The sequence below is a fragment of the Vibrio sp. 10N.222.52.C3 genome, from assembly GCF_041474195.1.
In the GTDB taxonomy this organism is placed as follows: Bacteria; Pseudomonadota; Gammaproteobacteria; order Enterobacterales; family Vibrionaceae; genus Vibrio; species Vibrio crassostreae_C.
This window is the reverse complement of the sequence record NZ_JBFRTQ010000234.1, coordinates 1-6,901: the sequence shown is the minus strand read 5'-3', so window position 1 is coordinate 6,901 and position 6,901 is coordinate 1. Positions and strand designations below refer to the sequence as shown.

The following is a 6,901-nucleotide window of genomic DNA, read 5'->3' as shown; positions in this document are numbered from 1 at the left end:
ATTATCTTGATTTGCGAAATATAATATTGGATCTAAATGATAATTACTATTATTTGCATTTAAATAATTTTAAATTTTATCAACTAACTCATAATTAATACTCTTAAATATCTGTATTAAAAAGACTTTTACAGTTCCATTCACAGTCTGAATGCTTCTGTTTTTGTGATTCAAGTCTCATTTATAAAGTAGGAAAGCTATGCATAGTCCAATAACACTTGAAGCGTTACACATCCTAGACGCCATCGACCGACGTGGAAGTTTCGCCGCCGCGGCCAATGAAATGGACAGAGCGCCTTCATCACTCAGCTATCAAATACAGAAGCTTGAACAAGATCTAGACATCATGATTTTTGACCGCTCAGGCCACCGTGCAAATTTCACGGAAGCGGGTCAGTTGATACTTGAGCAAGGTAGAATCATTCTTGGAGCTACAGAACGTCTTGTTAACGAGGCAAGCATTCTAGCCAATGGTTGGGAGCTCGATTTGACCATCGCCTTTGATGGCATTATCCCGATTGCTAACTTTTTCCCACTGGTAGATGAACTAGGAAAAATCAGTAAAACACGCGTTCGTTTGCAAGAGGAAATCTTAGCGGGTTGTTGGGAATCTCTCACAGATGGTCGTGCTGACTTATTGATATGCCCTAAGCTCGATACAATTCCAAACGATATGAAAAGTGACGTAATTGGTAAAATGGAGATGGTGTGGGTCGCGGCATCAAGCCACTATGTTCACAAGCGTTCTGGTGAATTCGATCAGAAGGCGAGAGAAAGTTACAGGGTTATTGCCATTGCAGACACCGCACGCGATCAGCCAGCACTAAGCATCAATATTCTAGAGAAACAGCCACGTTTAACCGTGACAAGCTTTCCTGCGAAAGTAGAGGCTTTGACATCAGGACTAGGGATTGGCACCTTACCGAATAGTGTCGCTAAACCTTTGATTGAATCTGGCGTACTACAGCAGATCTCCGGTACAGAACCACAACCGATCGATATTGTTATGGCTTGGCGACGCAACAAAATGGGCGACGCCAAGTCTTGGTGTATCCAACATCTTAAAAAGACATGGGCGTTAAAGTAACGGTAACACCATATCTGCAGTACCATCTTCAAAACTGATATCTAGCTTAAAACCGAGCTTTTGAGCTAGTGTCAGCATCCCTCTATTGGTTGGCATCGTCATACCCGACATCTGCTTGGTCTGCTTCGCACGGCAGTAATCGATAACCTTGGTCATAAGAATGCGACCTAGACCAACACCTTTAAGGTCAGAACGAATCAATATTGCGAATTCGGCGTCTGTGTTCTCAGGGTTAATCAGCGCACGGGACACGCCGATGATCGCTGGAACGCCTTGTTCCTCGCGAACGACCACAAAGGCGATTTCTCTATCGAAATCAATCTGAGTGAAATTCGCCAACGCCTCATGATTGAATTCACCGACATCACTAAAGAAACGCTTATAGAGATCTTCCTTAGACACACGGTTAATGAAGTCAGCATGAAGCGGTTCATCTTCGGGAAGAATAGGGCGTAACAACACTTCGGTTCCATCTTTTAGCTGGATACGTTCTTCAAGCTCGACCGGATAAGGGCGAATCGCAAGACGTTCCTGTGGATCGCCTTCGTACGCTTTCAAGATGATATCGGCATCTAATATCGTGAACTTGTCACCATTGGCCAGTACTGGATGGATATCCAAATCATGTATTTCAGGGCAATCCACTACCATTTGCGATATACGTACCAATAACTCAGACAAACCTTCTATATCGATGGGGTTAGGGAGTTTTTGTAGACGAATCTTGCCGCTTTTTATCGCTCGAATAATCAAGTAACGCGCCAGTGTCATGTTGAGCGGTGGAAAAGCAGCTGCGGCATCAATCGACTCATCCCACTCCGAACCACCTTGTCCAAGTAATATGATTGGGCCGAAGGTTTCGTCTGTTGTAACCTTAATACGCAACTCTTGGCCGCCCGCGAGCTTAGCCATACCTTGAATTAACAAGCCGTGGATGTTTGCTGTAGGGAAGGATAATTGAGAACGATCGAGAATTGCCTGAGCCGCATTGGCAACTTCACTGCTGTTTCGCAAATTGAGCATCACGCCTTGTACGTCTGACTTATGTGCAATATCCGGCGAACGTAATTTTACTGCGACGGGATAACCGATCGTTTCAGCGATGTGTACCGCTTCACTTGGGTCAGAAGCGATCCAAGTTGGTAACACATCGAGGTTGAAGCTCTTGAAAAACTGACTGTTTTGGTGAGTATCAAGGCTAACTGTATCTTTATCCAGTAGTTTTCTTTCTATCCAACCTTTCGCATCTGCTAGATCTTCAATGTGTACTTTTTCTGCAGTGGTCGGCGTTTCCATTAACTGACGTTGGTTACGTCTGTACTCGACTAAGTGCATGAATGCGACCACAGAGCTTTCAGGGGTCCGATAAGTTGGGAAACCCGCTTCGGTAAACAGCTTTCGTGCGGGCCTTGCTGTTAGCTCACCAGACCAATTCGTCAGGATGTTAAAGCGCTTGTGGCGAGGGTGCTTCTTAATCGCTTCAATAATTCGTTCTGCCGTTTTAGCGGAATGTGCGACCGCTGAAGGGCTGTGCATGATAAGAATCGCGTCTGCTTCATCGCCATCGAGTAAGATGTTTATAGTGTCGATATAACGTTGATCACCAGCGTCGCCGACAATATCGATAGGATTGCTATGAGACCAACTCGATGGCAAAACCTTGTTCAACTTATCAAGTGTCTCTTCTGAAAACTCTGCGAGCTTACCACCGCGGTCAAATAGGGTGTCCACAGCCATAATCGCAGGGCCGCCACCATTAGTAACAATAGCCAAGCGCTCGCCTCGCAATGGTACTGAATGAGTCAGTGTTTCTACCGCAGCAAACAGTTCATGTAAGTTCTTAACTCGTAGCATGCCGCTGCGTCGGATTGCGGAATCATAAATAATATCTAATGTGTCGGCACCGCCAGTGTGAGCCATTGCTGCGGCTCTGCCTTTCGCCGTTCGACCGCCTTTCAACACCAAAATTCGTCGGTTACGCGAAGCCGCACGCGCTGCAGAAATAAAGCGCCTCGCATCAGTAATGCTGTCTACATAAAGCAATATCGCTTCGGTGTGAGAGTCGGTACTGAGATAATCCAATAACTCCGAGAATTCGATATCGCTACCATTGCCTATAGAGATAAACGCCGAAAAACCGATCTCTTTGTCATTAGCCCAATCGAGAATAGTGGTACACACAGCTGCCGACTGAGAAACAAAGGCGATCTTACCGGGTAATGCTGTCACTGGAGAGAATGAGGCGTTCAAATTTAACCAAGGAACAATCACCCCCAAACTATTGGAACCCAACACTCGAATGTTGTGCTTTTTGGCAATCGCTAGGCATCGTTCATCATACGTCTCACCATTATCGCTTTCTTGCTGCATGTCTGAAGAAAGCACAATGACAGAGGCTATACCTTTCTCAGCCAGTTCTTCAAAAATAGCGACATTACGGGTCGCATTGGTACACAAGATTGCGAGGTCAGGAACAATCGGTAACGACAAAATGTTCTTGTAAGAAAGCACACCGGCCACTGAATCATATTTCGGCGTAACCGGCATCACCGCACCTTTAAAATCCCCATGCAACAAATTGTTCATAACAATATATCCTGCGCGTGTTTCTCGTTGAGAAGCACCAACAACAGCGATTGAACGGGGTTTAAGTAGGGGATCAAGATGATTCATAGACATATCCTAGCAATGCACGTAACTTCATCGTAACTTACTTTGCACTCACAGGTTGATGGCAAATTCACCGAATTCAGATGAATAAGCAAACACTGCATAAAGTTTGTGAAATAGGTCACCCACTAATGGTGTATAATCCCAAAGTTAACTTGATTCTAAACCGACGTATCGGCATGATTTATAGTAATTATTATTAAGGATATAGAGCTTTCCATGAAAAAATTTGCAATTGTGACTTTGCCACTGCTCTTGGCTGCGTGTGTATCTGACGACTACGTTACCAATGTCACTTCAGATAGTTATCAAGAAGAGTACAAAACGGCAAAAGTTGAAGCTCCAGTTGTATCTCAATCTGAGCAAACAAGCGTTGTTGAAGAAAATGTTGTCAACGTTATCAGAACCGAACCTGTTGAACAGAAAGTCGCTCAAACGACTCAAGCTAAGCCAGTTGCAGTAGTGACAGGCCCAACCAAGAAACAACAAGACATGAACCAACGTTTTGGTTACACAGTTCAAGTTGTTGCTGTTGGCAGCCAAAGTAAAGTCGATTCTTTCGTGAAAATGCTACCTACGACTTCTCAACCAGTTTGGGAAAACTACAAAATGGTTAACGGCACTAAGTGGTTCACGGTACTTTATGGTGACTACGCAACACGCTTAGAAGCTAAAAAGGCAATCTCAACACTGCCGAACACTTTCCAAAACTTGAAGCCGTTCGTTAAGAGCATTGATGACATCAAGAACTCTGAATACCCAACGCTTAACAAGTTGAACTAAGTTTTGATTCATAAAGAAGGGGCAAATGCTCCTTCTTTTGTTTTAAGACTCGCTGTTTTGTTTAATAGTTAATCGCTCGATCTTTCGAACGCAATTTTAACAATCAAAACACTGTACCTATCTCGACTTTTGTTTATCATTGAAGTCAGTACTCCTAGTTTCAAGGACCGAATTTACCCATGAACACCACAAACATCCTTCTACTTTGCGGCGGTGGATCTTCAGAGCATGAAGTATCTTTAGTTTCAGCCAATTACCTTTTTGAACAACTTAATAGCGTTGCAGATTTTAACGTTGTAAGAGTTGAAATTAAGAACGAAGGCTGGTGTCTTGATTCAGGTGAATTGGTTTATCTTGATATTAACGACCAAACCTTACGCGGTGACAATTTAGCATCTAAAGTCGATTTCATTGTGCCTTGCATACACGGTTTCCCAGGTGAAACAGGTGACATTCAATCACTGTTTGAAATGGCTAAAATTCCATACCTAGGTTGTGGTCCAGAAGCAAGCAACAACAGCTTTAACAAAATCACGTCAAAGCTTTGGTACGACGCACTTGGTATTCCAAACACGCCGTACCTGTTCTTATCAGACAACAATGATCAAGCTCACTCACAAGCAACTCAAGCATTTGAAAAGTGGGGTAAAGTGTTTGTGAAAGCGGCTCGTCAAGGTTCTTCTGTAGGTTGTTACCAAGTTAACCAAGTAGAAGATTTAAGCGAGGCTATCAACAAGGCGTTCACTTTCTCGGACCAAGTATTGGTTGAGAAATCAGTGGTGCCTAGAGAGCTAGAAATTGCTGCTTATGAAATCGATGGCGAGCTACACATCAGCAAGCCGGGTGAGGTGATTGCACCGAATGGCGCATTTTACTCTTACGAAGAGAAGTACAGTGCAGACAGCCACTCGATCACTGAAGTTGAAGCAAGTAATTTAACTGACGAACAGCGTGAATTGATTGCAGACAGCGCACGAAAAGTCTTCACCCAGATGAAGCTTCGTCACTTGTCTCGTATCGACTTCTTTTTAACGCAAGACAACGAAATCTACCTGAACGAAGTCAACACCTTCCCAGGTATGACGCCAATCTCCATGTTCCCTAAAATGGTTGAGCATGACGGCCACAAATTCAGCCAGTTCTTAGAAAACTGCGTGAGAACAAGCCTTTCTTAGGTTTCTAACTCGTTTTCGTTCACTTAGAGCTGAACCAACAAGTGCCTTGAGCTTTCGCCAAGGCGCTTTTTGTTTTTAACGCTAACCGTTTTTACAAATATCGTTTTAACCATAACTTATATCAAAATAGTAATATCCAAGTAATCTGCGACCCGTCATTGCCAAGGTATTAACGCCTTAAACTTCATCTTCTCACTATCAGCCGTTCCCGTGAAACCGACATATTGAGCTGGCATTGCCGGGCTAAGCCAACGACCAAAGTCCTGAATCTCTCTCACCTTAAGACCTTGTTTCGACAACTCTTGTGCAGCACCAACACGAATCGAATTTCCAGAGAAATGGTGATTTTCTGGCAGTTGAAGTAAGTCGCTAGCTCTTCTCAATATCCTATAGATGGACGAATCATCTAAAGGCTGCAAACCAATATTCTCATGCTTGTCTATCGCACGAAATACTGGCAAGTCATCTTGTATACCAGTAAACGAAAGCCAACGTTGAAGTGCAACACTGGCTATTTGTGACAACTGATAAGCCGAATCTTTGACTGTTACTTGGTAATGATCTTCAACGTACTCAACATCACTCATCGATAACAACTTAAGCTCTGAGCGCTTTAAAGCACACTCGAACATCACGTTATAAATAGCAATGTCTCTGATCTCTTTCAGGTTTGCTTTCTCATGGGAGAGTAACGTATTCAAATCAGTGAGATGCACAGATGTCATAGCATTGGTTTGTTTAGCGTCACCGGCCATTTGAGATTGTAAGTGGAGTAGGGTAAAGCGAACTTGCCTGTGCTTGATCGGGTTAGCAAAGCTCAACACAGTATGTAACATGCTAAGCGTTGCAGTGTAACGTTTTAGCGATGCGTATTTTCTATCGTTAGACTCCGTTTCAAGAAAACGACGAACAGCGGTTATAGATGCGGGAAGTGTGTTAATACGATGTTTGGTACAGAACGCATGATAGCGATTCCAATCACTGTAAATACCCAACAGTGAATTGCGAGAGTATTGAAATCCTGTCAACTCATCTATAATTTCTATTGTCGCGTTGCTGTTTAATTTTTCAACAAATGAATTAATTATCACAAAGTCAGTTAAAATAGGGACTTTTTTTCTCAAATTACCATACCTCGACAGGTGTTTTTACCATATTATGCTTGATATCATTATTAGTATACTTA

At 43.2% G+C, this 6,901-nt stretch carries 5 protein-coding genes; 3 read left to right on the top strand and 2 right to left on the bottom strand.

Annotation, left to right across the window (positions count from 1 at the left end; translation table 11 throughout):
- The first annotated feature begins 199 nt into the window (after positions 1–199).
- Positions 200–1,087, top strand: a complete 888-nt coding sequence (locus AB4517_RS22600) for a LysR family transcriptional regulator (RefSeq protein WP_136974592.1) — start codon at positions 200–202, stop codon at positions 1,085–1,087.
- On the opposite strand, the gene AB4517_RS22595 is transcribed toward AB4517_RS22600, so the two are convergent.
- Complete coding sequence (locus AB4517_RS22595; RefSeq protein WP_017069918.1) at positions 1,079–3,760, bottom strand: bifunctional acetate--CoA ligase family protein/GNAT family N-acetyltransferase; 2,682 nt, start codon at positions 3,758–3,760, stop codon at positions 1,079–1,081. The two genes, AB4517_RS22600 and AB4517_RS22595, sit on opposite strands and share 9 nt — an antisense overlap.
- A 216-nt stretch (positions 3,761–3,976) precedes the next feature.
- Here AB4517_RS22595 and AB4517_RS22590 point away from each other — a divergent pair, with 216 nt between their 5' ends.
- On the top strand, positions 3,977–4,540 hold the full coding sequence (locus tag AB4517_RS22590) for an SPOR domain-containing protein (protein WP_017069919.1): 564 nt from the start codon (positions 3,977–3,979) through the stop codon (positions 4,538–4,540).
- A 179-nt stretch (positions 4,541–4,719) separates the two neighbouring features.
- Positions 4,720–5,715, top strand: coding sequence for a D-alanine--D-alanine ligase (locus AB4517_RS22585; RefSeq protein ID WP_017064584.1), 996 nt, complete (start codon positions 4,720–4,722; stop codon positions 5,713–5,715).
- A 155-nt stretch (positions 5,716–5,870) separates the two neighbouring features.
- Here AB4517_RS22585 and AB4517_RS22580 read toward each other — a convergent pair whose 3' ends face one another.
- Entirely contained in the window at positions 5,871–6,839 is a 969-nt protein-coding gene (locus AB4517_RS22580; RefSeq protein ID WP_372150089.1) for a tyrosine-type recombinase/integrase, read from the bottom strand.
- Between the last annotated feature and the right edge of the window lie 62 nt (positions 6,840–6,901).